The sequence below is a fragment of the Komagataeibacter kakiaceti JCM 25156 genome, from assembly GCF_000613305.1.
Map to the genome: position 1 here is coordinate 1 of NZ_BAIO01000436.1, position 2,001 is coordinate 2,001.

At 63.2% G+C, this 2,001-nt stretch carries 1 protein-coding gene and 2 pseudogenes; all 3 read left to right on the forward strand.

Features of this window, described 5'->3' with window-relative positions; all coding sequences use genetic code 11:
• Positions 1–777: pseudogene (locus JCM25156_RS24965) on the forward strand (LptA/OstA family protein); the annotation flags it as partial.
• A 64-nt stretch (positions 778–841) separates the two neighbouring features.
• Complete coding sequence (gene lptB, locus JCM25156_RS14935; protein WP_051577535.1) at positions 842–1,555, forward strand: LPS export ABC transporter ATP-binding protein; 714 nt, start codon at positions 842–844, stop codon at positions 1,553–1,555.
• 278 nt (positions 1,556–1,833) lie between these two features.
• Positions 1,834–2,001, forward strand: a pseudogene (locus JCM25156_RS31390) (HPF/RaiA family ribosome-associated protein); the annotation flags it as partial.

Consider the following 2,001-nt stretch of genomic DNA (forward strand, 5'->3'; position numbering starts at 1 on the left):
CGGGAACGCAACGGCGGGCACGGATGCGAATAATGGCGGCGCGCCGGGGTCCGGTGGCGCGGGCGGGGCGAGCGAGGTCTACCGCCTTGAAGCCACCGGCCATGTCCATGCCTTCAACACGAACGACCAGGCATGGGGCGACCATGCGGTGTACGATATGGACCAGGCCATTCTGGTCATGACCGGCCAGCACCTGAAAATGACCGCGCCGCAGGACATCCTGACCGCGCGCGACGTGCTGGAATACCATTCGCACGAGCACATGTCCGTCGCCCGTGGCGATGCGACCCTCACCACCAATGACGGACGCCAGATCCGCGCCGATGTCCTGGTCGGCTACGACAAGCCCAAGGCCCAGCGTAGCCGCCCCCGTTCGACCGCTCCCGCCGTAACTTCCGCTGCCGCCACGTCGGTGCCCGACGCCTCCGTGCCCGATGCGGTCCATCCCGCCGGCCCCGCCGCGTCCCCCGCTGCGGATGACAGGCCCGCCCCCGGCACGGGCACGATGGACCATGTCAATGCGTTCGGCCATATCGTGATCCGCACCCGCACCGAAACCGTGACGGGTGACCGGGGCGTCTATGTACCGACACGGGCATTGCCCGTCTGGTGGGCAACGTGCATATCACACGTGGGGAAAATCAGGTCAGTGGCGCATCGGCCATCGTGAACATGCACACCGATATCGCCACACTGACGGATAGCCCCGGCTCACGGGTCAGTGGTCTGGTCATACCGAACCAGGCCAGCAAAGGTGACAAGGGATCAGCAAAATGAACAACACGGCCCCCGCAGGCGACCCCGAAGCCACCGACCAGCAGGTCGCCCCCCCTTCCACCGGCTGATCGCCAGCGGCATCGGCAAGAGCTACAAGAAACGCCAGGTCGTGCGTGATGTCTCGCTTCAGGTGCAGCGTGGCGAGGCCGTGGCCCTGCTCGGCCCGAACGGCGCGGGCAAGACGACCAGCTTCTACATGATCGTGGGGCTGGTGCGGCCCGACATGGGCACCATCACCCTTGATGGCGCGGACATCACCCAGTTGCCCATGTACCGCCGCGCGCGGATGGGCATTGGCTACCTGCCACAGGAATCGAGCATCTTCCGTGGCCTGAATGTCGAGCAGAACATCATGGCCGCCCTCGAGATTGTCGAACCCGACCCCGACCGGCGGCAGACCATGCTCGATGGCCTGCTGGGGGAATTCGGCATTACCCGGCTGCGCCATTCGCCCTCGCTCGCGCTGTCGGGCGGTGAGCGCAGGCGGCTGGAAATCGCCCGCGCGCTGGCCAGCCAGCCGCATTATGTCCTGCTTGACGAACCGCTGGCCGGTATCGACCCCATCGCGGTGGGGGAAATCCGTGATCTTGTCGCCCACCTGAAGGATCGGGGCATTGGCGTGCTGATTACCGACCATAACGTGCGTGAAACGCTGGAAGTGATCGACCGGGCCTACATCATGCATAGCGGGCAGGTACTGACGGAGGGACGGCCCGAGGAAATCGTGGCGAACGAGGATGTCCGCCGCGTCTATCTTGGCGAAAAATTTACCCTTTAGGCGTACACGCCATAACCTGTGGCGGCAGGCCCCATGCAAGGCCCCCCGCCCCCTAAAAACCTGCGCCCTTTTATGCAAGGAAGGCATGGACAGCACGGTGCAACCATGCCCAAATGTACCCGTTCGGGATCGTGTACCCGACTGGTACAACGCAACAGCCACTATCACGCAGGCCGTACGGGAGCAGGAACGTCCCCTTTATCCATAGCAATAGCTGAATGACGGTTTTCCGTTCCCCGCACGTGACTGCGCTGTGATCATGTAAGGAGTTGCCCCTTATGCACATCAGTGTTGCCGGAAAGCAGATCGACTATCCGATGCCCTGAAACACCGGGTCAGCGCCCATCTGGACCGTATTTCGGAAAAGTATTTCGGGCAGGCGATGGAAGCACGCGTTACGTTCAGCCGTGCCCGTTCGTTTTTTACCTGTGACATCAATCTCCACG